The 26,405-nt window shown below is 65.4% G+C and carries 24 protein-coding genes; 11 read left to right on the forward strand and 13 right to left on the reverse strand.

Annotated elements, in window-relative coordinates:
* Positions 1–16 precede the first annotated feature (16 nt).
* From FA87_RS11080 to FA87_RS11105, 6 genes are read right to left on the reverse strand one after another with little or no spacing between them, the layout of a single operon-like run.
* Complete coding sequence (locus tag FA87_RS11080) at positions 17–1,966, reverse strand: CocE/NonD family hydrolase (RefSeq protein ID WP_239709067.1); 1,950 nt, start codon at positions 1,964–1,966, stop codon at positions 17–19.
* Between the two features lie 24 nt (positions 1,967–1,990).
* On the reverse strand, positions 1,991–2,764 hold the full coding sequence (locus tag FA87_RS11085) for a hypothetical protein (protein WP_156128542.1): 774 nt from the start codon (positions 2,762–2,764) through the stop codon (positions 1,991–1,993).
* The gene (locus FA87_RS20775) at positions 2,761–3,486 is read right to left on the reverse strand and encodes a DUF3299 domain-containing protein (RefSeq protein ID WP_197056474.1); all 726 of its coding nucleotides are present in this window, start codon (positions 3,484–3,486) and stop codon (positions 2,761–2,763) included. Before FA87_RS20775 ends, FA87_RS11085 begins: the two co-directional genes overlap by 4 nt.
* Positions 3,483–4,739, reverse strand: a complete 1,257-nt coding sequence (locus FA87_RS11095; protein WP_043694572.1) for an ABC transporter permease — start codon at positions 4,737–4,739, stop codon at positions 3,483–3,485. The genes FA87_RS20775 and FA87_RS11095 overlap by 4 nt, the downstream gene beginning before the upstream one ends.
* Positions 4,739–5,443, reverse strand: coding sequence for an ABC transporter ATP-binding protein (locus tag FA87_RS11100; RefSeq protein ID WP_043694574.1), 705 nt, complete (start codon positions 5,441–5,443; stop codon positions 4,739–4,741). The genes FA87_RS11095 and FA87_RS11100 overlap by 1 nt, the downstream gene beginning before the upstream one ends.
* The gene (locus tag FA87_RS11105; protein WP_043694576.1) at positions 5,440–5,961 is read right to left on the reverse strand and encodes a DUF2796 domain-containing protein; all 522 of its coding nucleotides are present in this window, start codon (positions 5,959–5,961) and stop codon (positions 5,440–5,442) included. Before FA87_RS11105 ends, FA87_RS11100 begins: the two co-directional genes overlap by 4 nt.
* A 38-nt stretch (positions 5,962–5,999) precedes the next feature.
* Here FA87_RS11105 and FA87_RS11110 point away from each other — a divergent pair, with 38 nt between their 5' ends.
* Both FA87_RS11110 and FA87_RS11115 read left to right on the forward strand, forming a co-directional pair.
* Positions 6,000–6,449 (forward strand): MerC domain-containing protein, encoded by a 450-nt coding sequence (locus FA87_RS11110; protein ID WP_043694578.1) that lies wholly within the window; start codon positions 6,000–6,002, stop codon positions 6,447–6,449.
* Between the two features lie 30 nt (positions 6,450–6,479).
* The gene (locus FA87_RS11115) at positions 6,480–7,451 is read left to right on the forward strand and encodes an MASE1 domain-containing protein (RefSeq protein ID WP_081996576.1); all 972 of its coding nucleotides are present in this window, start codon (positions 6,480–6,482) and stop codon (positions 7,449–7,451) included.
* Here the strand turns inward: FA87_RS11115 and FA87_RS11120 are convergent.
* Positions 7,432–8,361: a LysR family transcriptional regulator gene (locus tag FA87_RS11120; protein ID WP_043694582.1), complete on the reverse strand. Its 930-nt coding sequence runs from the start codon at positions 8,359–8,361 to the stop codon at positions 7,432–7,434. The two genes, FA87_RS11115 and FA87_RS11120, sit on opposite strands and share 20 nt — an antisense overlap.
* A gap of 97 nt (positions 8,362–8,458) precedes the next feature.
* Between FA87_RS11120 and FA87_RS11125 the strand changes: the two genes are divergently transcribed.
* Positions 8,459–9,463 (forward strand): NAD(P)-dependent alcohol dehydrogenase, encoded by a 1,005-nt coding sequence (locus tag FA87_RS11125; protein ID WP_043694584.1) that lies wholly within the window; start codon positions 8,459–8,461, stop codon positions 9,461–9,463.
* A 20-nt stretch (positions 9,464–9,483) separates the two neighbouring features.
* On the opposite strand, the gene FA87_RS11130 is transcribed toward FA87_RS11125, so the two are convergent.
* The 3 genes from FA87_RS11130 to FA87_RS11140 form a co-directional block, all read right to left on the reverse strand.
* A complete protein-coding gene (locus tag FA87_RS11130; protein ID WP_043694587.1) occupies positions 9,484–12,594 on the reverse strand; it encodes an efflux RND transporter permease subunit in 3,111 nt (1,036 codons plus the stop codon).
* Positions 12,591–13,685 carry an efflux RND transporter periplasmic adaptor subunit gene (locus FA87_RS11135; RefSeq protein ID WP_043694589.1) on the reverse strand — a complete coding sequence of 365 codons (1,095 nt, stop codon included), beginning with the start codon at positions 13,683–13,685 and terminating at the stop codon, positions 12,591–12,593. The genes FA87_RS11130 and FA87_RS11135 overlap by 4 nt, the downstream gene beginning before the upstream one ends.
* A 112-nt stretch (positions 13,686–13,797) precedes the next feature.
* A complete protein-coding gene (locus tag FA87_RS11140; RefSeq protein WP_043694591.1) occupies positions 13,798–14,649 on the reverse strand; it encodes a 2-dehydropantoate 2-reductase N-terminal domain-containing protein in 852 nt (283 codons plus the stop codon).
* A gap of 65 nt (positions 14,650–14,714) precedes the next feature.
* Here FA87_RS11140 and FA87_RS11145 point away from each other — a divergent pair, with 65 nt between their 5' ends.
* A complete protein-coding gene (locus FA87_RS11145) occupies positions 14,715–15,581 on the forward strand; it encodes a LysR family transcriptional regulator (RefSeq protein WP_036112393.1) in 867 nt (288 codons plus the stop codon).
* A 9-nt stretch (positions 15,582–15,590) separates the two neighbouring features.
* Here FA87_RS11145 and FA87_RS11150 read toward each other — a convergent pair whose 3' ends face one another.
* The 3 genes from FA87_RS11150 to FA87_RS11160 all read right to left on the reverse strand — a co-directional run bounded on the left by FA87_RS11150 (position 15,591) and on the right by FA87_RS11160 (position 19,436).
* Entirely contained in the window at positions 15,591–16,211 is a 621-nt protein-coding gene (locus tag FA87_RS11150) for a TetR/AcrR family transcriptional regulator (protein WP_052191318.1), read from the reverse strand.
* An 80-nt stretch (positions 16,212–16,291) separates the two neighbouring features.
* Positions 16,292–17,947: a glycoside hydrolase family 13 protein gene (locus tag FA87_RS11155; RefSeq protein WP_043694594.1), complete on the reverse strand. Its 1,656-nt coding sequence runs from the start codon at positions 17,945–17,947 to the stop codon at positions 16,292–16,294.
* Positions 17,948–18,008: 61 nt separating this feature from the next.
* Positions 18,009–19,436, reverse strand: coding sequence for a sugar porter family MFS transporter (locus FA87_RS11160; RefSeq protein ID WP_275041275.1), 1,428 nt, complete (start codon positions 19,434–19,436; stop codon positions 18,009–18,011).
* A gap of 347 nt (positions 19,437–19,783) precedes the next feature.
* On the opposite strand from FA87_RS11160, the gene FA87_RS20780 reads away from it, so the two are divergent.
* From FA87_RS20780 to FA87_RS11190, 7 genes are all read left to right on the forward strand, one after another.
* Positions 19,784–19,951, forward strand: coding sequence for a hypothetical protein (locus FA87_RS20780; RefSeq protein WP_156108705.1), 168 nt, complete (start codon positions 19,784–19,786; stop codon positions 19,949–19,951).
* Positions 19,952–20,000: 49 nt separating this feature from the next.
* A complete protein-coding gene (locus FA87_RS11165) occupies positions 20,001–20,465 on the forward strand; it encodes a heme-degrading domain-containing protein (RefSeq protein ID WP_043694597.1) in 465 nt (154 codons plus the stop codon).
* 317 nt (positions 20,466–20,782) lie between these two features.
* Positions 20,783–21,217, forward strand: coding sequence for a hypothetical protein (locus FA87_RS11170; protein ID WP_043694600.1), 435 nt, complete (start codon positions 20,783–20,785; stop codon positions 21,215–21,217).
* A gap of 123 nt (positions 21,218–21,340) precedes the next feature.
* Entirely contained in the window at positions 21,341–22,375 is a 1,035-nt protein-coding gene (locus tag FA87_RS11175; protein ID WP_036112380.1) for a LacI family DNA-binding transcriptional regulator, read from the forward strand.
* Positions 22,376–22,581: 206 nt separating this feature from the next.
* Positions 22,582–23,160: a sugar dehydrogenase complex small subunit gene (locus FA87_RS11180; protein ID WP_052191320.1), complete on the forward strand. Its 579-nt coding sequence runs from the start codon at positions 22,582–22,584 to the stop codon at positions 23,158–23,160.
* A 60-nt stretch (positions 23,161–23,220) separates the two neighbouring features.
* The gene (locus FA87_RS11185) at positions 23,221–24,807 is read left to right on the forward strand and encodes a GMC family oxidoreductase (RefSeq protein ID WP_036112378.1); all 1,587 of its coding nucleotides are present in this window, start codon (positions 23,221–23,223) and stop codon (positions 24,805–24,807) included.
* Positions 24,807–26,234 carry a c-type cytochrome gene (locus FA87_RS11190; RefSeq protein WP_043694603.1) on the forward strand — a complete coding sequence of 476 codons (1,428 nt, stop codon included), beginning with the start codon at positions 24,807–24,809 and terminating at the stop codon, positions 26,232–26,234. Before FA87_RS11185 ends, FA87_RS11190 begins: the two co-directional genes overlap by 1 nt.
* Positions 26,235–26,405 lie beyond the last annotated feature (171 nt).

Consider the following 26,405-nt stretch of genomic DNA (forward strand, 5'->3'; position numbering starts at 1 on the left):
CCCCGGGTCAACCGCCTCAGGAACCCGTGACAGGCAACTCGATATACGTGCCGTCCGCTCCACCCAGCGACACCTTCTGCGTCGCCGGCTGGAAGTCCGCCGGCTGCGCGAACAGGATGTTGGGTACGAAGGTCTGCGGATTGCGGTCGTACAGGGGGAACCAGCTGGACTGTACCTGGATCATGATCCGGTGGCCGGGCTCGAACACGTGGTTGGCGTTCGGCAGACGGAAGTCATACGCCAGCGGCACGTTGGGAGTAATCGGCTTGCCGACGGTGAAGCCTTCCCGATAACGGCCACGGAAGATATCCATCGCGATGCCGAGTTCGTAGCCGCCCATCTCCGGCTGCTCGGCGACCTGATCGGGATAGACATCGATCAGCTTCACCACCCAGTCGCTGTCCGTACCGCTGGTGCTGGCCACGAGGTGAACGTTCGGCTCGCCGCTGATGCGGACCGGCGCGGTGAGCACCGGGGTCGTGAAGGTGAGCACATCGGGGCGCGATGCCGCCTCGCGCTGGTCGCTGGTCAGCCAGTGCTGCCAGCCCGTACCCGACATCGGACCGACCGGACGCGGACGGTACGGCACCGGATGTGCCGGATCGGAAACGTATTGCGCCGTAGCGGACGGCTCTCCCGTCCCTGCGCCCAGCGCCAGGGTGCCATCCGGACCAGGCACGAGCCGCGTCGGCCGTGCACCGCCCGTCGCGTCCATCGGCCATGCCGGACCGGTCTCCCAACGGTTCTCGCCGGTGACATACGCGTTGACCGGCGCTGTCGTGGCCGGCGCGTCTTTCAGGTAGTGCGCGAGGAACGGACGGAGGATCTTCTGGCGGAAGTAGAGCCCGGTGTCCGTGCCGAAGCGGACTGCGCCAAGACTGCTGCCGTCGCGTACTTCCTGGCCGTGGAACCATGGGCCCGCCACGAGGAAGAGCTTGTGCGCGTCGTCGTGCGGTTTCATCGCCTTGTAAACGGCAAAGGCACCGTAGATGTCTTCCTGATCCCACAGGCTCGCCACCAGCATCGTCGGCACCTTGACGGGTTCGCGGGCCAGCGCCTTGTCCACCGCCTGATCGGACCAGAACGCATCGTAGGCCGGATGCTGCGCCACCTTGTTCCAGAAGCCCAGCTGTTCCATCCCGTAGCGCTTCGCGATCGCGCCGGCCGACACGCCTTCCAGGAAGAACTGGTAGTCGTCCGCGTAGTTGTTCCACCACTTGTGCGTGTTCTTGCGCGAGGCGGTCTGCTCATAGATGTATTCGAGGTTCTGCTGACGGAACGCGCCGTGATGGAACCAGTCGTCGCCCATCCAGCCATCGACCATCGGGTTCATCGGCACGGCCGCCTTCAGGGCGGGATGCGGATGCACGAGCGCCATCAGCGGTTCGAAGCCGTCGTATGAAATGCCGAGAATCGCCACACGGCCGTTGCTCTCCGGCACGTGTTTCACCAGCCAGTCGATGGTGTCGTAGGCATCGGTGGAATCGTCGACCGGAGTCGGGTTCTGCGGCCCGCGCAGCGGACGATTCATCACGTAATCGCCTTCCGAACCGTACTTGCCGCGAATGTCCTGCGCGACGCGGATGTAACCGTCCTGCACGAGCACATCGCTGGCGTCGTCGTCGTGACTGACCGCGACGCCGAGGTGACCGCTCTCGACCGCGCTGGTCATTTCGGACGCGTCGTAGGGCGTGCGTGTGAACAGGATACCCGCGTTCTTCGCGCCCTTGGGCACCAGGATCACCGTGTGCAACTTGACCCCGTCACGCATGGGGATCATCACGTCGCGCGTCTCGTAGTCGAAACCGTCGTACGTCGGCTTGAAGTCGGCCGGCGTTTCGCTGGGCAATGCCGGATACGTGCCCCTGGAGGGCGGCGGAGCATCGCCGGCGAAGGTCGAGGTGGCGATGACGGTGGACAAGGCGGTGACCAGCAGGGAGTAACGGAGCGTCGTGATGGCTTTCAAGGCGATTCCTGGTTGGGCATGGACTTACTGGCACGTGGGGGGCATGCGTCCGACAGCCTCCCGGATCTGTACGGCGGCGGTGTCGGCCTCGCCGATCTGCTGGCAAAGGGCCCTCACCCGCGTTCGTCCCTGGGCCCGAAGCCCCGCGCATTGCCATGCACGGGGCGCATCGAGCGGCAGCACCGCGTAAGCCACCTTGCCACATTCGTCGTGTGCGCGGTCAGCGAGAGACCGCCCCGCGAATTCTTGCGGCGTCGCGGTCATCGCGGGATCGAAGTAACTGTCCGGAAAAGCCGCCGCGTAGCGGACCACGTCGACCCGCTGCACAAAGTCACCGACGCTCATATCGAAGGGTCCTGAGCAGGGTGCGCGCTGTGCGATGTCGCGCACGGCGGCCAGCAGATAATCACGCATATCGGTCTGCTCGCCGATCGCCTCGGTCACTCCCGCCAGCATCGGCAGCCGGGCTTGCGCCGCCATGGCGGCGAGGTCATGCGCGTGGGCAGGGTCGCAGCGGGCACGCACGGAGGCGGCTACGAGGAAGACCGTGTCCTGAGCGAACGCCTCGTTCGCCCGCAGGAGTGGACCGAGCCGGTCCGTGCCGCTGCCCTGGGCACTTACAGCGACCACCCGTGCCGTCGCGTTCGTGGTCGCGGAGGCGGTCTTCCCAACCGCCTGCCGCCTTGCCGGCGGTATGTCGGGCGGTCCCGCGATCGAAAGCAACGCCACCAGCGCCGCCGTCACGATACCCGCGACAAGCATCCACGCCCGTGGTCGTCCCGCCCATGGCACCTTCATTCGAACGCACGCCTCAGGCGCTCTTCGTCATCGTTGCGATACGGCTCGATGGTGGCGCCGTCCATCGCGTACGCGGAAGCGGCCATCGCGTTCTCGGTCACCTGGGTGTGCATCACGCCCTTCAGCGTCACCGGGTCGTACAGGCTCGGCGTATCGATGCCCTTCGCCAGGCGCACGTGCACCAGCATGTTCGGTGGCGGCGGAGGGACGTGGATACACGCGCCGTAAAACGGCACGAAGAAGAACTCGGTCATCCTGCCGTCGTCGTCCGTCTCCAGTGGCACGACATAGCCGGGCAAGCGGATCTTCCTGCCGTCGAGCGCGGCCACGGTATGCAAGGTACCGACCTGCTTCATGCGCTGATTGCCGACGTGCAGCACCGGAGGTGCGTCCTCCAGTGCCTTGAAATCCTCCGGCGGGACCATCCGGCTCCAGTCGAGATCGGCGAACCCGTTTTCGTCCGGCAGGCCGAGCAGGGGTGCGGCGGGTGCTGCGGCCACGGCCGCGTTGCCACGCGACGCCGCGAAAGCATTCGCCGCAGCGATACCGTCAGCACCCGCTCTGGCTCGTCGCGCGCGACCTTCATCGGCGGCCGCCTGCGCACGCGCGAGCTCGGATGTCGCCGCCGTCGCCGGGCCCTGCGCCGCGGTGTCGTCAGTACCGTCGCGAGCACACCCCGCAACGCACACGGCAAAGGCGAGACAGCACAGGCGCGCGATCACAGGCGCACCTGCAGGCCATCGGCCAGGGAACGTCGATACGCGATCCATCCCGGAATGCATCCCGACAACGAACCGAGCACCAGCACGCTCAGCAGCAACCACCCTTCCTGCGCCGAGGGCGTGGCATTAAGCACGATGCCCGCGTTCGCCAGCAGATAATCGTGCGCCAGCAGTGTCACCGCAAACAGCAGGACCCCGCCCGCGACCATGCCGATAAGAGTCAGCAAGGTGCTCTCCGCGACCAGCAACGCGAAGACCGTGCGTGTGGATGCCCCCACCGCGCGCAGTACCGCCATTTCACGACGTCGTTCGTTGAGCATCGCCAGCAACGCCGTCAACATGCCCGAGATGCCGACCAGCACCACCATCGCGCTGACGACGCGCAGGGCATTCTCAGCGGTACCCAGCAAGTGCCACAGCTCGCCCAGCGCGACGCCCGGCAGCACCGCGAGCAGCGCCTCGTCGGGATATTCGTTCAGCGCACGCTGCACGGCGAAGGCCGACAGGCGCGAACGCAGCCCGACCAGGCAGGCGGTGATCGCCTTGGGCGTCAGGTCCCTGTGTCGCGCCTGATCGGCGCTGGACGTCATTCCCGGCAGACGGACACCGGAGCGCCAGTCCACGTGAATAGCCTCGATCGCCTCCAGACTCACCGCGATCGTCGCATCGACCGGTGTGCCCGTCGGCGCCAGCACGCCCGAGATACGAAACGGCTTGTCAGAATGCAGCGCCGTTGCGGGGCCGCCCAGCCCGTGGGCGAGGATGATAGTGTCTCCAACGCCATAGTGCAGACGACGCGCGACCTCCGCGCCGATCACCGCGTCGTAAAGGTCGGAAAAGGCATGTCCGGCCGCGAATGCCAGCGGCTTGCGTGCCCCATAGCGGTAGTGCAGGAAAAAATCGGAGGTCGTGCCCGTGACCCGGAAACCGCGGTGCGAATCGCCCAGCGACAGCGGCACGGTCCAGGCCACTTCAGGCATCGCACGGATGTCCTGATAGGTCTTCCACGTGATGTTGTTCGTCGCCTCCCCCACATGAAATACCGCATAGAGCAGCAGATTCACGGGACCGGAGCGTGCGCCGACGAGCAGGTCGGTCCCGGAGACGGTACTGGCGAAACTCTGCCGCGCGTCGGTGCGGACGCGCTCGACGCCCAGCAGCAGAAAGACACTGAGGGCGATGGTGATCACGGTCAGCGCGACACCGGTGCGACGCTGGCGCAGGCTTTTCAACGTGATGCTGAGGACGTTCATCAGGCGACCAGCTGGTGGGAAGGAAGGTTGCCCAGCGCCAGGGCACGATCGAAATGGCGCGCCAGTGACATGTCATGGCTGACGAAGACCACGCCGGTGCCGTGCCGCGTGCACTCGCCCAGGAGGAGTTGCAAAAAGCTGTCCCGCGCGGCGGTGTCCAGCGCCGAGGTCGGCTCGTCGGCGACGATCAGTTCAGGGCCACCGATGAGGGCACGCGCGGCGGCCACGCGCTGTTGTTGTCCGACGCTGAGCTCGCTGGTTTTTCGTCGCGACAGGGTGCGCCGATCGAGGCCAAGGGCGCCGAGCAGTCGCGACGCTTCGATACGCGCATCGCCTGCGCGTGCCGTACGCGCGGGCGACCACGCGCACCCGAGCAGTACGTTTTCGACCGGATCCAGAAAGGGCAGCAGGTTGAACTGCTGGAAGATGTAACCGAGATGGTCCGCACGGAAGCGGTCCCGCGCCGAGGCGCTCAGCGACGACAACGGCGTACCCAGCACATTCACTTCACCGGCGGCTGGCGAGAGGACGCCTGCGATGAGCCCGAGCAAGGTACTTTTTCCACTGCCGCTGGGCCCGCACAGGAACAGCCGCTCGCCGGAGGCGACGTGGAAATCGTCCAGCATCAGCACCGTATCGGAGGACGGCCACGCGAAACGCAGGCCTCTGCACCGCAGCAGCACCTCATCGCCGTAAGGAATCATGGCTGCACGTCCACCCGTACGACGCCGGGGTCGAGCACCTGCTGGTGACTACCGTTCGCGGACAGCACGTTGACTACGACGGTCTGCAGCGAAGGAAACGTTTCGACCAGTCGCACATCGAGCGCGTTGAGCTTGTCCGGGTGCGCGCAAAGCAGCCGATAGTCGGCGTGCAGGTCGACGTGCGCGCCCGAGGTGTCCGTGGCATCGAAACCATGGGCGTCGACGTGTGCCTCGGCGACGTGGCAATCCGCGGCGCGTGCCGCTTCCAGCCAATGCCCCGACTGCAACACCGCCTTCGCACGAGCGAGTGCCGCCCGCTCCGGCGGTGTGCCCGGCGGATGCTCGAACCCGACGGCGTCGTGCCCGGCCAGATCGAGCTCGGCGGCGACCATGTTGTTCTCGATCGAGATATCGACCGTCGCCCGTCCGTGCACGTGCGCACCCACATGCCGGACTTCCGCGCCAGCGGCGCCAGTCACAAGCACGCTGCCCAGCAGCACCCACCAACGCACAGCCATGCCATCACCTCTTATTGTTATGTTATAACATAAGTTACATGACAAGCATCGCGTCGCGCCAGCGCTCCTCGTCACTCGATCGTTTCGCCTCTTTCTGGGCGATCGGGTGCGCTATCCACTGCCTCGCCCTGCCCCTGGTCCTGTTCGCCGTACCGTCGCTCTACCTCGCCCTGTATTCGTTCGCATCGCCCCACCGCGAGCTCGCCATGGCACTGCTGCGGCTGATCAGTCTGGAGCCCTGGTTCATTGCGACCGGCGCGTTTATCAGCACGCTCGCCGTGGTCAGGGCATGGCGGCGGCACCGGCGAGCCGGACCGCCCGCGCTGGCCGCAGCCGGCATCGCGACCTTGTTTGCCGCGTGGTACTTCGCCGCGTGGGCCGACGGGTGGATGCACACCGGCGGCGTCATGCTGGGCGGCGCGCTGCTCGTCACCGCGCATACGTGGAACGTGAAGTGCGTCCGATCGGTAAGGCGTGACGTTTTGTGAAGCCGCCGCTCCGCTCGTTACACTACGTGGATGTCGAATGCGAGCCACACACGGACACACCCTGCCCTGAGCGCGGAACCCAGGTGGATCTCCGGCAGTGCGTTTCTTGCCGTCGCGGCGGCCTACGCCGCGGTATATGAGATAGCCCGTTACATATCGCCATCCAGCCAGTGGAATCTGATGGCCGGACTCCGCCTCGCCGCGATCCTGCTGGTTCCTCGTCGCTACTGGCCCGCCCTGATCGTGGGCGAGTGGGCGCCGCTCATTCAGAAATGCGCGATCAACGCCGGACGGTTCGGCATGGAGTGGGCCATTCTCGGCGGGATTCCCCTGATGATCGTCTGTATGCCGCTGGTCATGCTGGCCAGGCGACGGGGCCCGTTTCCGTTCCGTGACGGGGAAATCCACCTTCCCAGCGTCCTGCTGGTAGCCGCGGCATGCGCACTGGGCAGCGCCGTGGTCGATACGGCCGGACTCAGCGCGGCGATCGACGCCTCCCGCGGCGCATCGCCGGCCATCTATCTGCGCGACTCCTTCTACGCCTATCTGCTGGGTGACTTCTGCGGAATGGTCCCCGTCGTGCCGGCGTTGTTCGCCTTGAAGGATGTGTTCAACGCGGGACGGTCCGGTGCCTGGCGACGCGTGCGAAACATCCCGCTCACCAGCGCGCTCGTCGCACTTTGCCTGGCCGGCTGGATCGGGATAGTGCTTATACAGGAACGTCTGCACCTGCACGGCGCGGAGCTGCAGGCACTTCGTCTGTGCGCGATGCTACCGGTGCTCGCCCTGACGCTGCGCTTCGGCTGGCAGGGCGGCGCGCTCGCCGGCGTCTTCGCCCTCGCGGCGGTGATGTCGACGGCAGGCGAGTCGACCGACGTGTCGATCATTGAGGCGCAGGTTGTCATGAGCATCGCCATGGCAGGCGCCTTGCTGATCGGCATGCCCATCGCGCGGCGTACGCGCGAACGCCACGCGGGCCGCGTCACGGCGAGGGCGGGCTGAGTGGATAGCCCCAGGGGGCCGGCGCCAACGCCTCCGCCAGCCACTCGACGAAGGCACGGGTCTTCGCCGGTGCGTGACGCGTCGACGCACGGATGACATAGATGCCTGTCTCGCCCTTCGCCCGCCACCCGTCGAGTACAGGGACGAGACATCCATCCGCAAGCTCATGCGCCACGAGCCAGTCGGCGGCCATCAGCACGCCTGCCCCGGCGACGGCGGCACTGACGAGGGCGTGTATGTCGTCCGACTCGATACGTCCCGCCACTTTCACCGCCCGTTCCTCGCGGCCGCGCTGCAGATGCCATACGGGGTGCGTGAACATCGGCGTGAAACCGAGGCAGTCGTGCCGGGTCAGATCGTCGGGCGTCGTCAACGGCGGCCGTCGCTCCAGGTACGATGGCGCAGCGCAGATCATCCGACCGGCGGGTGCGACGCGCTGGCTGATCAGTCGGCTGTCTTTCATCTCGCCGATGCGCACCGCCACGTCGAAGCCCTCCGCGACCATGTCGACATAGCGGTCGCTGAAGCTCGCCTCGATACGCACGGAGGGATGCAGCGCCAGAAACTCCGTGAGTCGCGGCGCGACCCACATGCGTCCGAAAGCCGGTGCCAGGGTGACTCGCAGCAACCCCGATGGCGCATCGGCGAAATCGCGCGCCTCGTCCTCGGCCGTCCGCACCAGGTCCATCGCCTGCCGCACGCGCTCGCGAAATTGCATGCCCGCTTCGGTCGCGCTTACCCGCCGGGTCGATCGCTCGAGCAGGCGAATGCCAAGACGTGCCTCGAGGGCAGCCACACGGCGCGATACGACGGAGGCATCCCGCTCCAGCCGGCGGGCGGCGGCCGTGAAACTCCCCGTGTCGACCACGGCAAGGAAGGTGAGTAGCTGGTCGGCCTCGAGCGCGTCCATTATTGCATCCGGTGCAGGAATGTCTTGTTTCTACCACCGATTTCGCGCACCGGGAATCCCTCAGACTGATCGCATCCCCCAACCCGGAGACGCCGCCATGCGAGCCTTTCAGCTGACATCCGCTTCCATCGACTCCCTCACCGCGAGCGAGCTGCCGACACCGCAGCCCGGCCCGGGCGACGTTCTCATCCGGCTACGCGCCGCGAGTCTCAACTTCCTGGACGTCGCGGTGGCCCGCGGCGACTTCGGCCCCGACCACTTTCCGCGGATTCCCGTGGCCGATGGCGCCGGCGAAATCGCCGGGCTGGGCGATGGCGTGGAAGGCTGGGCTGTGGGCGATCGTGTCGCGCCCGCGCTGATGGCCCGGTGGCTCGCCGGCCCGATTCAGCCTTCGTCGCACGACGCCGTTCGCGGCGTCACCGTCCCGGGTTCCCTCGCGCAATACACGGTCGCCCCGGCGTCGTCGCTTGTCCGTATCCCGGATGGACTGACGTGGGAAGAAGCCGCGACCTTGCCCGTCGCCGCGACCACGGCCTGGAACGGCCTCGTCAGAGGCCACGTGCGCCCGGGCTCGACCGTCGCCCTGCTTGGCACCGGTGGCGTGAGCCTGTTCGCGCTGCAGTTAGCGAAGGCCGCCGGGGCTCGCGTGATCATCACGTCGTCGTCCGACGACAAGCTGGAACGAGCCCGGACGCTCGGCGCCGACGAGGTCATCAACTACACCACCACGCCCGCGTGGGACGAGCGCGTGCTCGAACTGACCCATGGCAGGGGTGCGGACCTGGTGATCGAATCCGTCGGTGCGGCCACGTTCCCCCGGTCCATGAATGCCGTCGCCTTCGCAGGCACGATCTTCGTCATCGGTTTCGTCGGCGGCGCGGAACTGACGATCCCCGTGCTCCCCATCCAGCTGAAAACGATATCGATCCTCGGCAACAACACGGGATCGGTGAGCGACTTCGCCGCCGCGGTGCGGGCCATTGAGATGGCGGGGATCAAACCGGTCATCGACAAGGTATTCGCTTTCGACGACGCGAAGGCGGCCTTTCACTACCTTGCCGATGCGGGACACGTCGGCAAGGTGGTCATTCGGATCGACTAGGGAATAGGAACCCACCCTGCTTACAGAGGCTGCTCGCTCGGCTGGTGCTCAAGCGACGGCACAGCCCTCGGATCCACCCCGGCGTCAGGCTTGACCCGATACCAGAGTGCATAAAGTGCCGGCAAGAACACCAGCGTAAGCACCGTCCCGCCAATCGTCCCGCCGATCAGCGTGAACGCCAGCGAGCCCCAGAACACCGAGAACGTCAGAGGAATAAACGCGAACACCGCCGCCATCGCGGTAAGGATCACCGGTCTTGCCCGTTGTACCGTCGCCTCGACCACCGCGTGGTATGTGCCCAGCCCCTGATGCTCGTTGGCATGGATCTGCCCGATCAGAATGAGCGTATTGCGCATGATGATGCCCGCCAGTCCGATCAGGCCCAGGATCGCGTTGAAGCCGAACGGCTGGTGGAACAGGATCAGCGTCGGCACGACACCGACCAGTGCCAGCGGCGCCGTGGCCAGGATCATCAACATCCCCGAGATCGACCTCACTTCGAAAACGATCACGATCATCATCAGCAGGATCATCACCGGGAAGACCGCGCCCAGTGCCTTGTTCGCCTTACCGGCCTCCTCGAGCGCGCCTGCCGTATCGATGGCGTAGCCCGGCTGTAGCTTATCGACCAGCGGTTTGATCTCCGCGATCAGCTTCATCGAGACATCCGGCGGCTGGAATTCCTCACCGATATCCCCGCGTACCGTGATCGTGGTCATGCGGTCGCGCCGGCGCAGGATCGGATCTTCCATGCGTACTTCCTGAGTGCCGATCTGCGACAGCGGCACGCGCTGGCCTGAGGAACCGACCAGCGTGAATCCATCCAATCGCGCCGGGTCGAGCCGTGCATCGCCCGCGCTCCGCGCGACGACGTCAACGGAACGGATGTCTTCGCGTACCTGGGTCACCGTCACGCCCGTCAGCAGGAACTGCAGCTGCTGGGAGACGTCGTGCGAGCTCAGACCGATCGCGTGGAGACGATCCTGATCGAGCACGAAGTGCACTGTCGGCACGCGCTCGCCCCAGTCGCTATTGACGGTGCGCATGGCCGGGTTCTTCAGCATGGTCTGCTTGACCTGTTCCGCGAGGTCGCGGACCCTGGCCTCGTCCGGTCCGGAAACACGGAACGCCACCGGGAACGGCGAATACGGCCCGAACACGATCTGCGTCGCCCGGATGCGTGCCTCAGGTGCCAGCCCGTCCTGCACCGCATTGCGCACACGCAGCTTCAGCGCTTCGCGCGTCTTCTCGTTCTCGGTAAGCACCACGATCTTGGCGAAAGAGGGATCGGGTAGTTCAGGCGCGATGGCCAGGTAGAAGCGAGGTGCGCCCTGCCCGATGTAGCTGGTGACGATCTTTGCCTCGGGCTGTTTCTTCAGCCAGGCCTCGACCTCGCCGACCGCCTTGCTGGTCGCACCGATCGACGTGCCTTCGGGCATTTGTACCTCCACCAGCACTTCAGGGCGATCGGACGCCGGGAAGAACTGGTTGGTCACGAAGCCCATGCCGACGACCGCCACGGCGAACAGACTCACGACAGACACCGCAACGAGCAGCTTTCGCCGTACGGCCCATGCGATCAGCCCGCGCAACTGACGATAGCGCGGCGTGCCGTAGATCGCCGCATGACCACCGACGACCGGCCTGATGTCGGGCAGCAGCTTCACTCCGAGATACGGTGTGAACACCACGGCCACCACCCACGAAGTGAGCAGTGAGAACATCACCACCCAGAAGATGTTTCCGGCGTATTCACCCGCGGTGGACTTTGCAAAGCCTACCGGCATGAGGCCGATGGCGGTGACGAGCGTGCCGGCGAGCATCGGCGCCGCTGTATGACACCACGCGTACGTTGCGGCCGCGACCCGGTCACGCCCCTCCTCCATCTTCACCACGATACTTTCGATAACGATGATGGCGTCGTCGACCAACAGGCCGAGCGAGAGGATCAACGCACCCAGCGTAATGCGATCGAAGTCGCGCCCCGTGGCAAGCATGATCACGAAGACACCGGCCAGCGTCAGTGGCACGGCGGCGGCAACGACGATGCCCACGCGGAATCCGAGGCTGACCAGACTCACGGCAATCACCACCGCCAGTGCGACAAAGAACTTCAGCATGAACTCGTCGTACGCTTCGGCGATGTTGACCGCCTGGTCCGTGATCTTGGTAAACGACAGGCCCACGGGCAGTTCGCTGGAAATCGCGGATGCCTCTTTCTCGAGGGCTTTGCCGAGGTCGAGTCCGTTGTAACGCTCCTTCATGACGATGCCCAGCACCAGGGCGGGCTCGTCCTGATTGCGGATGAGGAAAGTCGGCGGGTCTTCATACCCACGACGCACCTTGGCGACATCGCCCAGGCGTAAGGTGTGCCCATTGGACACCACCGGGGTTTCTTCGATGCGACGGAGATCATCGAAGGCGCCATCCAGGCGCACCACAACCTGAGGACCGTGGGTATCGATCGATCCCGCGGGGGTGAGCAGGTTCTGGTCGTTCAACGCACCGAACAGCGCCGTGGGCGTGAGCCCCAGCGTGGCGAGACGGTCATGGGAGAACTCGACGAAAATCTTCTCCGGCCGCTCACCAATCAGGTTAACCTTTTTCACGCCCGGCACGTGCAGCAACCGCTGCCTCAACGACTCGCCTTCGCGCACCAGTGCACGGTGCGGCTCGCCGGGCGCCTTCAACGCATACAAGGCGAAGGTAACGTCCGCGTATTCGTCGTTGATGAGCGGTCCCACCACGCCGGGTGGCAACTTCGCGGCCTCATCGCCAAGCTTCTTGCGGGCCTGGTAGAACTCCTCGGGCACGTCGCCGGGAGGTGTATCGTCACGAAGCGTCAGCGTGGTGAACGCGAGGCCGGGCCGCGTAAAAGTCTCGCTGCGGTCGTACCACTTCAGTTCCTGCAGTCGTTTCTCCAGCGGCTCGGCAACCTGATCCTGCATTTCCTGCGCGGTGGCGCCCGGCCATGCCGTCACGACCGTCAGCACCTTGACCGTAAAACTCGGATCCTCCGCGCGGCCCAGATGAAGGAACGCGAAGACGCCGGCAACCGATATGGCGACAATAAGGAAAAGTGTCACCGAGCGTTCGCGCACGGCTAGCGCGGACAGGTTGAAGCCACTCATCGCACGGCACCGGCATCATCGCCGACGCGCACACGCTCGCCTTCATGAAGCTGGTGTGCGCCAAGCGCGACGAAGCGTTCGCCGGGCTTCAAGCCGGAGATTACCGCGACGCTCTCTTCGCCAAGGTCGCCGAGCGTGACCGGATGCCAGGTCACGCTGGCCTGTTTGCCATGGACGATCCACACACCCGGGCCCTTGCCGGCGTCGAAGATCGCCGCGACCGGCACCTGCATACCGGCAGCACCGGCGCGGGGGAGATGGACGACCACGGTCGCGCCGAGTGGCGCGGCAGCGGCTGCGCCCTCCAGGACATAGCGTGCCTCGAAGGTTCGTGTCGCGAGGTCGGCTGCGTCCGACAGGAGGCGCAGATGTGCGGCGCCGCCCTGCCCTTCGTCCCCGAAAATCGTGGCGCGGGCAACGGACCCGAGCGCGGGACGCATCGTCTCGGGAAGACTGACCAGTGCTTCGCGCGGCCCGGCATGGGCGAGGCGGATCACCACCTGCCCCGCCGTCACGACCTGGCCGGGCTCGGCAAGCGTATCGACCACGGTGCCGTCGGCGTCGGCCCGCAGTATCGAGTAGCTGGCGGCGTTGGAGGACACCCGCGCGTCGGCTTCCGCGGCACGAAGCCGCGCGGCGGCGGCTTCGGAAGCGGCCTTCGCCTGATCGTAGGCCGACTTCGACACTGCCCCGACGCCAACCAGTCCACGGAAGCGCTTTTCGTCCGCGTCGGTCTGCAGCGCCTGCGCGCGCGCCGCTTCGACGGCGCCCGAGGAAGCGGTAATGGCCAGCGCGAGGTCCGTGCGGTCGATGCGCATGAGCGGCTGCCCTTTCGTTACGGTTTGGCCGGCGTCAACCAGCCGCTCGGTGACCTTGCCGGACACCCGGAAACCGAGGTCGCTCTGAACTCGTGCCGTCACCACGCCGGAGAACGCCCGCTCGCTGACCGACGACGGCGAGACGGCCTGGGTGCGAACCAGGGGCGGCTCAGTGCGCGGATCGGCTTGGGTGCGGGAACAGGCAGCCAGCGCCAGAATCACGAGGGCCACCGCTGAGGCCGCGGCGGTTCCGGAGAGGAGTGAACGGGACATGGCGAACATTCCGGCGTAGGGATGGCCGTCACTGTTGTGGCTAGTGACCGATATGTCAACTGGTCACTGGCACAGAAATGTAAGTCTCACGATCCATCGAGATCACGGGTGCTCAGGGGCGTAACGCTGAAAGCTGACGCGTATGCTCGGGTGCCACGGCGACCATGGCGTCAATCAGCCAACGCGTTTCGACAGGGCCAAACTCGCCGACGTCCTTGACCAGATGGCTACGGCTGAATGCCCAGAGCAGGAAGGTACGGGGCAGCCTGGGCAGACCAGCGAGCGTACCGACGGCACGCGGGCGCAAGGTATGCCCCATGCGAATCACCAGGTCGAACGCTTCCGTCCAGGCCCGGTCGAGTTGCCTCGCCTCGCGCCAGCTCAGCTCACTTTTGCGATCCCACGTCAGCAATCCCGACAGGAACAGCGGCACCGCGAGCGCGGCGTGGCTGCGAAGAAAGGCGTCCATATCTGCTTCCCACTCACTCGGCAACCCGGCGTCCCTGAAGAGCGTCGCCAACGTACTGGTCGACAACGTCGAGACCATGCCGACGCCATCGACGCGATAGCGAAGCCGCTGGTCGACAAGAGCCGACGTCATATTCGGAAAGCCGAACGCGAAGCGCTCCGCACCGATGACCGATCGATATCGCGCCGTGCCCTCGAACGTGTTGAACATGAGCAGGATCGTCTTCGCCTGGCTGGCCGCCAACGATGGCAGCAGGTCCCCGATCTGGTGCTCCGGCAGCGTGGCGATGGCCAGGTCGTAGGGTGTGGCCGGATCGAGTTCCGCAAGCATGCTGACCGGAGCACGCCGCCCCTCGACGGTGACGATGGCACCCTCGCGCCTCAAGGCGTCGAGGCGCTTGCCTCGTGCCACTACCGTGACGTCATGGCCGGCCCGGGCGAGGTGAAAGGCCAGCACGCTGCCGATGCGCCCTGCTCCGATAAGAATGATCTTCATGCGCCGATTCTAGGCACGCGGAGCATTCCCGAATACGCAACATGGCGGTAATCTGATGCCCATCTATGGAAACACTTTCGTGGGACGACCTGCGCATTCTTCTCGCCGTGCATCGTGCGGGGAGTCTGCTGGCGGCAGGGAAGGCGCTGGGCCTGTCGACATCCACGACGGCACGGCGCCTCGACGCGCTGGAGGCCTCGCTGGGGCACGCGCTCGTCTACAGGAGCCAGTCGGGCACCGAGCTGAAACCCGACGCCTTGCAGTTGATACGCTTGGCCGAGGGGCTTGAGCACGGCCTCGACGCGCTGCGCCGCGACCGTGCCATGCTGGCGGGAACGCTCCGGATCAGCGTGCCCGATGGGATGGCGCAGACCGTCGCCCGCTCATTGCTCGCCTTCCAGAGCAAGCACCCCCGCCTTGACCTCGAAGTGGTGGGAGAAAGCCGGATGAGCGACGTCGCCGCACGCGAGGCCGATATCGCGGTACGCCTGACCCGCTCAACCTCCAGCGTGCTGGTGGAAAAACATATGGGTAGCTACCGCTTCGGGCTCTATGCATCGGAAGATTATGTCCTGCGCCATCTACCCACCCGTCGCCTCGCCAAGGGAGAGGCGGCACGCCACGTCTTCGTCGGTCTGGACGAACGCTGGAAGGGCCTGCCCCACGAGCAATGGATGCGTAAACTGGGAGCGACACGCTTCGCGTTTCGCTCGAGTTCGATGGAAGCCATCATGGAAGCGGTTCGCCATGGCCTGGGGTTGGCCGCCTTCCTCGAGCAGGATCCGCGCTGCGCCGATCTCATTCGTATCGAAACGGACATAGACGGTCCATCGCAAGCGTTTTATCTCGTGTACCACCGCGATCTGCGCCAGCTACCGCACGTACGCGCCGCCGTCGCCGCTATCGCCGACTACATGAGCGCCCGCCGCTGAGGCGCACCGCTACGGCGCAAGGCTGCGCAAGGCGAGGTTCGTGACCTGATTCAACCCTTCAGTCGCGTTGTCGAGGTTGTACTGCAGCATCACGGGATGGATGAAGGGCGAGGCGGCAAGCCAGACACCGGTGACGACATCGTCGATCGGTGTCTTGCGCTCGAAATCGCCCGCCTCGCGGCCTTCGACGACGATCTCTCGCAGCATGGCCTCGAGCCGCTCGACGTACGCCCTCGAACTGGGCCACTGCTCCGTGCAGGAATGCATCACGATATCGTAGAGCTGCCGGTCGGCGAAGAACTGCTCACGACTCTGTTCCATCACGCTGCGGAACAGCGCGCGCAGCTTCTCGTGCGCGCCCCGGGCCTGCGAGACCGCCGCGTCCACTTCGGCAACCTGGACGCCGAGGCAACGGGCGCAGATGGCCTCGCCGATCGCGCGCTTGGAATCGAAGAACTTGTAGATGTACGCCTTCGAGAAACCGATGGCTCTGGCCAGATCGGACACCGTGGTTTTCGCGTAACCGTAGCGGCTGAAATGCTCGTCGGCCGCCTCCACGATGTGATCGCGGATAGTCTCCGCGGGGGCGCCGCGGAGGTTGATCTCGGTGCGGGGGGACGAGGCGATCATGGGGTGACGGTAACCGGGCTGGCTCTCGCGGACAACGAGTGACCCGTAGGTTATATGGTCACTCGCTGGAAAAACCACCCTCACCCCAACCAGACCGCCGAATTCGCCGGCAACATGTGCCCACTGTCCAGTGGCACACTGGACACCAGAACCTCGCCGCCGGGCAACGCGACCGGATGATCATTGGTGTTCACCACCACATGCACGCCGCCGTTGGCGAAAGCCACGACACCCGGCTCCGCATCGCGCCACAGCAACTCGCCGTTACCGAGATCCCGCTGACGACGCAGCCGCAAGGCCGAGCGATACAGCTCCAGCGTCGAGCCGGCATCGCCCTCCTGCCGATCCACCGCATAGCGCGCGAACGACACGGGCTGCGGCAGCCACGTCGCCGTGCCCGGACCGAAGCCGAACGCGGGAGCCGCGCTCTGCCACGGTAGCGGCACACGGCAGCCGTCGCGGCCGATCTCCTCGCCTGAGGTCCGGAAGAATGCCGGATCCTGGCGATGCTCCGCCGCGAGCGTCGTGTGCTCGGGGAGACCGAGCTCTTCGCCCTGATAGATGTACGCCGAGCCCGGCAATGCCAGCGTCAGCAACGCCGCCGCACGCGCACGGCGCAGGCCGAGCGCCTCGTTCGGCTGCTCGCCGGCCGCGTCGATGCCCTTCGGTCGCGCACCCGGGACACTCAGGCCATAACGCGACGTATGCCGCACCGTGTCGTGGTTCGACATCACCCACGTCGTCGGTGCACCCACCTCGGCACTCACGGCCAGCGAGCGCGTGACCACGTCACGAAACGCCTGCGCATCCCAGTGGGTGAGCAGGTAGTCGAAGTTGAACGCCTGCTGCATTTCATCGGCGCGCACATAACGGGCGAGGCGTTGCGGCGGATGCACCCACGCCTCGGCCACCATCATGCGGTCGTTGTCGTATTCGTCCAGCACCTGACGCCAGCGGCGATACACGTCGTGCACGCCTTCCTGGTCCCACATCGGGCCGTTGTTGGAGTGCGCACCTTCCTCGCCTTCGACCATCGAGGTCTGCCCTGCCCAGTCGGGCAGGCCTTCGGCCTTGATCAGGCCGTGCGCCACGTCGACGCGAAAACCGTCGACGCCACGGTCCAGCCAGAAGCGCAACACGTCCTCGAAGTCGGAGCGCACTTCGGGGTGGTCCCAGTTGAGATCCGGCTGGCTGCGATCGAACAGATGCAGATACCACTGGCTGTCGCCGGGTGCGCGCGACCATGCGTTGCCACCGAAGATGCTCTGCCAGTTGTTCGGCGGCAGCTCACCGTCCTTACCCTTGCCGTCGCGGAAGATGTAGCGCTGGCGTGCCGCACTGCCCGGCAACGTCGCGACCGCCTCCCTGAACCACGCGTGCTCGGTGGACGTATGGTTGGGTACGAGGTCGACGATGATGCGCAGGCCCAGACGATGCGCCTCGGCCAGCATGTGGTCGAAGTCCGCGAGCGTGCCGAACAACGGATCGACATCGCGATAATCCGAGACGTCGTAGCCCGCATCGTGCTGCGGCGAGCGATAGAACGGCGACAGCCAGATCGCATCCACACCGAGCTTCGCCAGATACGGCAGTCGCGAGGCGATGCCGGGAAGGTCGCCGATGCCATCGCCATCGTTGTCGGCGAACGAACGGGGATACACCTGATAGATGACGGCGTGCCGCCACCACGTGGTCTCGTCCTGCGGAGCGGATCGTGCAAGATTCGTCTGCGTCATGAAGTCTCCTCTCGTGGCTGGTCGCAGTATTCGTGTAAGGACAACATCGCTCGCCGGCGGTTCACGCGGCGCGCGTTTCGCTCTTCAAGGGTAGAAAGGTGCCGTCATGCAGCGATTCTTCAACCTCTTCGAGGCTACGGCCCTTGGTTTCGGGCAGACAAACGAAGACGAAGAGAAAGCCGAGCGCATTCAGGCCCGCATAAACCCACATGGCGCCGCCCACGCCGAGCCAGTGCGTCATCGACAGCGCCGTGCCGGTCAGCAGCAGGTTCGAACCCCACAGCATCGCCGCGTGCGCGCCGGTGGCGCGATCGCGGATGCGCAGCGGATAGATTTCCGAACCCACCAGCCAGCCGATCACCTGGATGCCGCCGGAATTGAAGACCATGAAGGCGATGAGGCAGGCCACGACGAGCGCGCCGCGATGATTGCCACCGAGATTGAAATGAAACACCGCGCCCAGCAGCACCAGCGCGACGGCGGCGAACGGCATCATCCACAAGGTGAGCGTGCGGCGGCCGACATGATCGACCACCAGCTTGCCGAGTAGCGTCATCAACAGGTACGTGATGGCGACGCCCAGCGCCGCGAGCAGCGCCGATGAGTGGCCAAAACCTGCCTGCGTCAGAAACGTGGGGGTGTAATAGATCATCATTTCGATGCCGGAAAGCTGTGTGAACGCAGCGACACCCAGCCCGGCGATCACGGCCGGACGGAGCCACTTCGCACCGAGATCGCGCCAGCGCGAAGCGCCACGCGCCTTCGAGCGATCGAGCACTTTCTCGATCTGCGTGACCTCGCGGCGCACCTGCGATTCGCTGTCGCGGATGCGCATCAGCGTGTCGTGCGCTTCATCGGCACGGCCTTGTTCCACCAGCCAGCGCGGGCTGAACGGTGCAAACAGCATGCCGACGAACAGCAGGAACGCGGGAATCGCCGCGACGCCGATCATCCAGCGCCAGGTCCAGTCGTTCTGCAGCACGACGCCGACGATGGCGGCAAGAAGAATGCCGACACCGATCGACACGTTGAAGAACGTCACCAGTCGTCCCCGACGATCGGCAGGCGCCAGCTCGGCGATATAGGTCGGCACCACCTGCGTGCAGGCGCCGACGGCGATGCCGAGGAAGACACGGGAAAGCGCGAGTTCCCACGCGCCTCGCGATACCGCGGAGGCGAGCACGCCGACGACATAGAGAATCGCCACGGCAATGATCGTGCGGCGACGGCCGATGCTCACCGAGAAACGCGAACTGGCGAGGGCACCGATCACCGCGCCGAGCAGGATGGCCGCGGCGACGATTTCCTGTGCCTGCGCGTCGAGCTGGAACTCGGTCGATATCTGCAGCAGCGCACCGGAAATGATGCCGGTGTCGTAACCGTAGAGACCACCGGAAATCGCCGCGAGCATGGCCACGAGAGTCATGCGCCACGAAGCGGCCTTTGAATTTAGATCGATTGAAACTGAATTGACTTTACTGGTGTCCAAGAACTGCCCCCGTAGCGAGTGGAGTGTGGCGCGGCGAAAACACGCGCAGGAAGAATGTTCACGACCGTGGCGCGAAAGATAACGTCGAGCGCACGCGGGGAACCGATGAAACTGCAATCACCTTAGCTCAGCACGGTGGAAGGGTTCAAATTTCAGACGCGCTTTTCAGCGCTCAGGACGGGTTTAGACGTGTGGCGTTTGGTCGCGATTCGCCCCCGGAAGCGCCCACCAACTTACATGTAACTAACAAGTGAAGGCGCATGGTGGACGCACCTGTCCGGTGCGCCGGACAGCATCCCTTGCGCGTGCCTTCGCCAGGGCGGTCCCACGCCCCATCATGGAATGTCATGCCACCGCAGAAACCCGAAAATCGCTTTCCCAAGGGTGCTCCGGCCGACCGTTCGTCCGCCGCCTTCGTCTCTTACGTTTATTCGCATTCGCGTCGCGCGCCCCTGCCCGAAGTGCCCCGCGATCCGGCCAGGCCGGGCAAGGCCAAGTCGGGAGGCAACGCGTAGTCTCCCGTTAGAATCCCACCTCATCCGTACAACGCATGAGGTGGGATCCATGAGCGACCCGACGCTCGACGAACTCGCGACCGAAGAGGCGCGACTGCAGTTCGACACGCTGAGTCTCGAACAGGTATGGGACGTCGGTTGCGCGCTGCGCGAGCTGGCTGTGCAGCGATCCGCGAAAGTCGCGATCGAGATCGCGTTGCGCGACCGCGTGCTGTTCCACACCGCACTGCCCGGCACGGATATCGCCAACGCCAACTGGGTGCGACGCAAGCGCAATACCGTGCTCGCCCTCGGTACCAGTACCCTCGTCGTCGGCATGAAACTCGCCAAAGCCAGTCAGACGCTCGAGGAGCGCTACGGCCTGTCGCCCGCGGAGCACGCTTCCGACGGCGGCGGCTTTCCGCTGCGATTGCGCGGCCTCGGCGTCATCGGCGCGATAACGGCATCCGGCATGCCGTCGTTGCAGGACCACCGGCTGGTCACGGACGTTCTTGCGCGTTTTCTCAACCGTTAGGTGGACTCGCTCTCGCATAGTAGCGGACCCGATAGCCACGTCGTTCGAGGGCGGCATCGAGATGGCCTGCGTCTTTGAAATGAACCTGACGCAGGGCAAGGGCCGTTGTCATACGTGAAAGGTTCCAAAAAAGGAGCTGTTTCAGTCTAACGCGTCGAAAAGCCAACGCCCGTCACATAACCCCGTGTGCTTTGTCCCGTCCTTCGCCGTATCCTTCCCGGACAGGGGTATTTTCGGCAACCGATGGACCAGACGACGCTTCCTCCGGCCCGACCGGGGGGCGGCCCCTGCCCGACCACTTTCCGGGAACACCAGGTATGGCGCAGACGTCGACGAAAAGCATCCTGCATGTACGGCCCGCACATTTCGTGTCCGCGGTCGCCACCGGGATAGCCGTCACAGGACCCACGGACGACGGCTTCGTCCACCTGCACTTCTTCCGGGAGACGCAGCGCATCACCAACGACGATGTGCCCAGCCGCAGCAGCGCACCGAACGAGGTGGAGCTGGCCTGGGGCCATGCGGAGCCCAATATCCATCTGGTCCGCGAGGAAGTGGCCGTGATCTCCATCCCCGTGGGGCGGCTGCCGTTCGTCAGCACGGCCCTGAACAAGGCGGTCCGGTTTGTAGCGCGGGTGATGGCACCCAGCGTGGGACAACGGAGGGAGGGCCGGGGGACAGCGGAGACGATCGCCGAGTCCTCTCAGGGGACGGTGGGACCGGTGCCTACGCGGCCAGGCGTGACAGCTTGACGGGAACGACTTTCGCCAGAGGGTAGTGCCCCCGGGCCCGCGACGACTGGTCGCGGGGACCGAAGACCGCCCCGGGACCGGGCTCCCGTATGATGGTGCGCTGCATCATGCCATCCGATTGCCATGCCGAAACAGAAAACCCGCATCGTCGATCTGGCTGCCGCCGCACGTGTCAGTGCCGCGACGGTCGACCGGGTGCTCAACGGGCGCGGGGGCGTCAGCGAGCGCGCGCAGTCCCGCGTGCTCGAAGCCGCCAAGCGGCTGAAGATCAACCGCGTGATCGAGGTACCGCCGGGTCGATGGCTGCACGTGCCGATCCTGATGCAGTCGCCCACGATTCCCTTCTACGATGAGCTCGGCCGACGCTTCGAGCACCATCGTATGGCCATGCACGCGATGCGTGTGCGCAGCCAGGTGCATCACCTGTCGGAGATCGCGCCCGAAGCGGTCGCCGCCGAGATCGACCATCACGCCGAAGGCGCCGATGCGCTGATCGTGACGACCCACGACCACCCGCTGGTGCGCGATGCCGTGCGTCGCGCGGCGGATCGCTGCCCGGTCGTCACCCTCGCTTCGGACCTGCCCGATAGCGGTCGCCTCGCCTATGTCGGCACGGATACGCATGCCGCCGGTCGTCTCGCCGGCGAGCTGATGGGCCGGTTTCTCGGTCCCGCGGGCGGCTCGATCCTGCTGATCAAGGGTTACCACCACTTCCGCAGCCACGAGCAGCGCGAGCGCGGTTTCGTGGAGGCGCTGCGCGAGCACTTTCCGGACGTGCAGATCATCCACCGCGCGGACAGCCAGGAAGACCCGGAGAGCACCGGGCGCATCGTCACCGACGTGCTCAACGCGGTGCCCGGCCTGCGTGGCATCTACAACACATCGGTAGGCGACGACGGGGTCGCCAGGGTGCTGACCGAGCGCACGCGTCCACGCGAGGTGGTCTTTATCGGTCACGACCTGACGGAAAGTAATCGCCGTCTGCTAGAACTGGGCCTGATGGACGCCGTGCTCGACCAGAACCTGGCGGCGCAGGCTGCCCGTGCGCTGACCCACGTGCTCGCGCGTTTCGGTCGTGCGGCCGCGCCGCCGCCCCGTCCGCAGCCCACGGCCATCGTGATGCGCGAGAACCTTCCGGCGAGGCATCGGGACATTTGATGTAAAACCATCAACTTTTGAGGTTGAGGGTTTTACATCAAAACCGCTTTCTATAATTCGCGGCGTCGTGCCGCATGTGCCGCCGTGACGCAGCGCTCTTTTGTTTCTGCTCCAGCTCCCCGTGATGGCCGATGCGTTCGGCTGACAATGCGCTCCGCATCTGTCGACGCTTCGCTTCTCCCGCCATCGCAAGAGGAAGCAGTCCGATGTCAGATATCCACGGGTCCGATCCCCGTGCCGTTCCGCCGATCAACACCGGCCGCCGCCGGCTGCTGATCTCCGCGGGCATGATCGCCGCCGCAGGCGCCCTGCTCCCCTGGACCCGGATGGCCTATGGCCAGTCGCCCGCTCAGGCCAGCCCCGCCGAACTCGACGCGTTCCTGACCCTGGGTCGCCGCCTTACCGGCCATCCCGAGCTTCCCGCCGACGTCTCCGCACGGCTGTTCGCCGCGCTGGCCGCCGGTGACCGCAACTTCGGTCCGCAGGTGACCGCGCTCATCCGCGCCATGGATGCCGCCGGCATCGACGACATGCACAAGTTCAAGGGCTCCGCCGTCGACGCCGACCCCGCCCTCAAGGCGCTTGCCGTGTCCATCGTCAGCGGCTGGTACCTCGGTTACACCGGCGAGCCCAAGGGCACCGGCAAGGACGACGGTACGCAGTTCATCACGTACACGGGGGCCCTGATGTTCAAGCCCACGATCGACGTGACGGTGATCCCGACCTATGCCCGCGCCGGTACCGACTACTGGTCGGCCGCCCCGGCCAGCATCGCGACGGACTGACCGCGCGAACACGGCGCCACGTACGGGCGCTTGCGCCCCCACGCACACGCAGGACATACCATGAACACGCAATACGACGCCGACGTCGTCGTCATCGGCTCGGGCGCGCTCGGCAGCAACGCTGCCTATGAGCTGTCCAGACAGGGCCACTCGGTCATCATGTTGGAAGCCGGCTCGCGCATTCCGCGCTGGAAGATCCTCGAGAATTTCCGCAGTTCGTCGCGCAAGTCCAACTTCAACGATCCGTATCCGAACGAACCGTGGGCACACACCACGTTCGAGCCGGACTATATCGAGAACACCGGCTCGTTCGAATTCCGGCCGGGCATGCTGAAGCTGGTCGGCGGCACGACGTGGCACTGGGCGGCCGCCTGCTGGCGTTACCTGCCCAACGACATGAAGCTGAAGACGCTCTATGGCGTCGGTCGTGACTGGCCCATAGGCTATGAAGAGCTCGAGCCCTACTACCAGCGCGCTGAAGAAGCGCTGGGCGTGGCCGGCAACGGCGAGGAAGACCAGAGCGGCCAGGGCGGCAAGGCATGGCCGCCGCGTTCCAAGCCGTACCCGCTGCCGCCGGACGCGACGACCTACATGAATCAGGAGCTCAACAAGCGCCTGGGTCCCGCGGGTTACCACTACATCCATGAGCCCAATGGCCGCGTGACCAAGCCGTACGACGGCCGTCCCGCGTGCTGCGGCAACAACAACTGCATGCCGGTCTGCCCCATCGGCGCGATGTACAGCGGGGACATGCATGCCACGCACGCCGAGCGCGCGGGTACGAAGCTGCTCACCGAATCCACGGCGTACAAGCTCGAGAAAGGCGCGGGCGGCAAGATCGTCGCCGTGCATTACCGCAAGCCGGACGGCACCGACGCGCGTCTGACCGCGAAGTACTTCATCGTGGCCGCGCACGGTCTGGAAACGGCCAAGCTGCTGCTGATGTCCGACGTCGCCAACTCGTCCGACCAGGTCGGCCGCAACCTCATGGACCACACCGGCATCGGTCTGTTGATGATCGGCGACCAGCCCCTGTGGCCGGGACGTGGCGCCGTGCAGCAAGGTGGCATCTTCAACTGGCGCGATGGCGACTTCCGCAAGCGTCACTCGGCGGTCAAGCACTCGATGTCGAACGCCGTACCGAACCGCGTGGTCACCGAGCGGCTGCTGAAGAAGGGCGTGATCGGCCCCGAACTGGACGAGCGCATCCGTCACGACGCGTCGCGCTGGATCGACGTCGGTACCGTCTTCGAGATGCTGCCGAACCCGGCCAACCGTGTCACGCCGAGCGACAAGAAGGATGCCCTCGGCATCCCGATGCTGCGCGTGAATTACGACGTGGACGACTACGCGAAGGCCGGCAAGGTCATCGCCAAGGAGGACTATGCCCGGTTCGCCAAGCTGTTCAACGCCGAGATCGTCGAAGACGAGAGCGGCTGGCAGAACCGCGACCACATCATGGGTACGGTGATCATGGGTTCGGATGCGAAGGATTCCGTCGTCAACGGCGAATGCCGCACCTTCGACCACGACAACCTGTTCCTGGCCACCACCGGCGTGATTCCCGCCTCCGGTGTGATCAACCCGACGCTCACCGGCGTCGCGCTGTCGATCCGCATCGCCGACACGATTCACAAGGAAATCTGATGGCCACGAATTCCCTGTTTCGCGGCCTGCTGCGAGCTGCCGTCCTGGTCGGCGCCGTCGCCGTCTCCGCGCCGTCACTTGCCCAGGACGACAACGACGCGCTGATCGCCCGTGGCAAAGGCGTCGCCATCGCGGCCGACTGCGCCGCCTGCCATACCTCGTCGCCGGACAAGCCGTTCGCCGGCGGTCGCGGCATCGGTTCGCCGATGGGCAACATCTACGCATCCAACATCACGCCGTCGAAAGACGATGGTATCGGTGGCTACAGTGAGGCGCAGTTCGCCCGAGCGGTACGCGAGGGCATCAACGCAAAAGGCGACCACCTCTACCCCGCCATGCCATATACGGCATATGCGGGCATCACCGATGCCGACATGCACGCGCTGTATGTGTACTTCATGCAGGGCGTGGCGCCGGTGGACAACAAGGTGAAGGAAACCCGCCTCGCCTTCCCGTACAGCATGCGCTGGACGATGGCCGGCTGGAACCTGATGTTCCTGCACAAGCCCGCGGCCATCGACGCCACGGGCACCGAACGCGGTCGTTATCTTGTCGACGTGCTGGGTCACTGCAGCTCGTGCCACTCGCCGCGTAACCTGCTCATGGCGGAACGCCAGGACGCGTACCTCGGTGGTGCCACGATCGACGGTTGGTTCGCCCCGAACATCACCTCCGATCCGGTCAGCGGCATCGGCGGCTGGTCGGAAGACGAACTGGCGGCGTATCTCAAGAACGGTCACGTGCACGGCAAGGGCCAGGCCGGGGGCGGCATGGCGGAAGCCGTGGAGCAGAGCCTGCGCTTCCTGTCAGACGACGACATCAAGTCGATGGCGACCTACCTGAAGACGGTCAGGCCGATCCGCGATCCGGCGGACACCAAAGCTTCGTATGCATACGAAGGTGGCAGCGCCCTGCCCCCGACGACGACGCTGGAGCCGCTGCGTGGGGATGCCGCCACCGGACCGGATGTGCGCGGCGTGCATGACACCGTGGACGGTGCCGCGCTCTACAGCGGCGCGTGCGCCAGCTGCCATCAGCCGAGCGGCAAGGGGACGGAGAATCAGTATTTCCCGTCGCTGAGCCACAACCGTGCGGTAGGTCTGTCGCGTCCGGACAACCTGATCATGGCGGTGCTTCATGGCCTCGACCGTCAGGGTGCCGACATGCATGTGTCGATGCCGGCGTTCGAGTACGACATGACGGATGCGCAGGTGGCTGCGGTCGTCAACTATGTGGAAGAGCACTTCGGCAATCCGGCGGTTCACGCGACGGCCGAGGATGTCGCGACGATCCGTGCGGGTGGGCCGAAGCCGTTGCTGCTTAAGCTGACGCCGTACCTGATGGTGGCGGGTGTGGTTGTCGCTGTCCTGGTGCTTTGGCTGGTTGTGTTTCTGGTCCGGCGTCGGAAGCGTAAGTCACGTCGCTGATTTTTTGGTGATGTGGTGTTTGAGGGGTGCCGCAGTGATGCGGCGCCCTTTTTTTGTGGACTCGGGGCGAGGGAGCCGTCGGCTGCCATGCCTGTCGCTAAGTCCTCCTACGGCCTTCGCCTTCGTGCGGAAGCGCTCCAGGCACGGCAGCCGACGACTCCCTGCCAACAT

The sequence above is a fragment of the Luteibacter sp. 9133 genome (genome assembly GCF_000800155.1).
GTDB classification, from domain to species: Bacteria; Pseudomonadota; Gammaproteobacteria; order Xanthomonadales; family Rhodanobacteraceae; genus Luteibacter; species Luteibacter mycovicinus.

Coding starts and splice junctions, on each gene's coding strand:
- FA87_RS11085 (WP_156128542.1), bottom strand. CDS start 2,764: ATGAAGGTGCCATGGGCGGGACGACCACGGGCGTGGATGCTTGTCGCG.
- FA87_RS11095 (WP_043694572.1), bottom strand. CDS start 4,739: ATGAACGTCCTCAGCATCACGTTGAAAAGCCTGCGCCAGCGTCGCACC.
- FA87_RS11100 (WP_043694574.1), bottom strand. CDS start 5,443: ATGATTCCTTACGGCGATGAGGTGCTGCTGCGGTGCAGAGGCCTGCGT.
- FA87_RS11105 (WP_043694576.1), bottom strand. CDS start 5,961: ATGGCTGTGCGTTGGTGGGTGCTGCTGGGCAGCGTGCTTGTGACTGGC.
- FA87_RS11110 (WP_043694578.1), top strand. CDS start 6,000: ATGACAAGCATCGCGTCGCGCCAGCGCTCCTCGTCACTCGATCGTTTC.
- FA87_RS11115 (WP_081996576.1), top strand. CDS start 6,480: ATGTCGAATGCGAGCCACACACGGACACACCCTGCCCTGAGCGCGGAA.
- FA87_RS11120 (WP_043694582.1), bottom strand. CDS start 8,361: ATGGACGCGCTCGAGGCCGACCAGCTACTCACCTTCCTTGCCGTGGTC.
- FA87_RS11125 (WP_043694584.1), top strand. CDS start 8,459: ATGCGAGCCTTTCAGCTGACATCCGCTTCCATCGACTCCCTCACCGCG.
- FA87_RS11130 (WP_043694587.1), bottom strand. CDS start 12,594: ATGAGTGGCTTCAACCTGTCCGCGCTAGCCGTGCGCGAACGCTCGGTG.
- FA87_RS11135 (WP_043694589.1), bottom strand. CDS start 13,685: ATGTCCCGTTCACTCCTCTCCGGAACCGCCGCGGCCTCAGCGGTGGCC.
- FA87_RS11140 (WP_043694591.1), bottom strand. CDS start 14,649: ATGAAGATCATTCTTATCGGAGCAGGGCGCATCGGCAGCGTGCTGGCC.
- FA87_RS11145 (WP_036112393.1), top strand. CDS start 14,715: ATGGAAACACTTTCGTGGGACGACCTGCGCATTCTTCTCGCCGTGCAT.
- FA87_RS11150 (WP_052191318.1), bottom strand. CDS start 16,211: ATGATCGCCTCGTCCCCCCGCACCGAGATCAACCTCCGCGGCGCCCCC.
- FA87_RS11155 (WP_043694594.1), bottom strand. CDS start 17,947: ATGACGCAGACGAATCTTGCACGATCCGCTCCGCAGGACGAGACCACG.
- FA87_RS20780 (WP_156108705.1), top strand. CDS start 19,784: ATGCCACCGCAGAAACCCGAAAATCGCTTTCCCAAGGGTGCTCCGGCC.
- FA87_RS11165 (WP_043694597.1), top strand. CDS start 20,001: ATGAGCGACCCGACGCTCGACGAACTCGCGACCGAAGAGGCGCGACTG.
- FA87_RS11170 (WP_043694600.1), top strand. CDS start 20,783: ATGGCGCAGACGTCGACGAAAAGCATCCTGCATGTACGGCCCGCACAT.
- FA87_RS11175 (WP_036112380.1), top strand. CDS start 21,341: ATGCCGAAACAGAAAACCCGCATCGTCGATCTGGCTGCCGCCGCACGT.
- FA87_RS11180 (WP_052191320.1), top strand. CDS start 22,582: ATGTCAGATATCCACGGGTCCGATCCCCGTGCCGTTCCGCCGATCAAC.
- FA87_RS11185 (WP_036112378.1), top strand. CDS start 23,221: ATGAACACGCAATACGACGCCGACGTCGTCGTCATCGGCTCGGGCGCG.
- FA87_RS11190 (WP_043694603.1), top strand. CDS start 24,807: ATGGCCACGAATTCCCTGTTTCGCGGCCTGCTGCGAGCTGCCGTCCTG.